Source organism: Micromonospora sp. DSM 43699 (genome assembly GCF_055517075.1).
This window is the reverse complement of sequence record NZ_JBTMMT010000171.1, coordinates 1-592: the sequence shown is the minus strand read 5'-3', so window position 1 is coordinate 592 and position 592 is coordinate 1. Positions and strand designations below refer to the sequence as shown.

Below are 592 nucleotides of genomic sequence, written 5' to 3'. Positions count from 1 at the left end.
ATATACGGTCCTGCCGACGAAGGTTCTCCTCGTATCTGGGATCCACGCACGGGCGAGGGAGTCCTGGCTGACGCTTTCCACGAGCGCATCGCTGCTTGGAGGGGCAGACGCGAGGAGGCGAGCCCTTGGAAGTGGGATGAGCCGGAGATGTGCCGGATCGTCCGCCTAGCGGATGCGTTGGTCGGGCGGGGCATTCCCGTCGCCCAGGTCGTGGCGAACAACAGGCTGCGGGCCAACGAGGCGTCGAAGGGATGGGAAGCTCGTAGTCTTCCGCGGCAGGAGGGCGACTTCCTCATTACCCGGAGTGGCCCTCGGACGATCCGGGTCTCCTGCAAACCCACCCTCGGGTGGATGGTTGACATCCATGACTTCGAGCATGGCGTGCAGTGGCGCCTTGATCTCAACAGCCTCATCCACGGTCAGGCGGGCCGCGCACCCGGGACTTCACTGCCCGACGGCGATCCGACCCGCCTGGCGGACGTGATCGAGGAACTCATGGACAACCCATTTGCCTTCGTTCCCTGCCCGGAAGCGGTTACCAAGATCGAGGCACATGGGACGAGCGGCTCAGAAGGACTCACCCTCTTCAGTG

At 64.2% G+C, this 592-nt stretch carries 1 protein-coding gene; it reads left to right on the top strand.

Annotated features, from left to right (window positions below; genetic code table 11):
* Positions 1-351: 351 nt before the first annotated feature.
* Positions 352-592, top strand: a 241-nt coding sequence (locus AC0AIB_RS31080; protein WP_465098059.1) for a hypothetical protein, incomplete at its 3' end; no start/stop codon positions are given.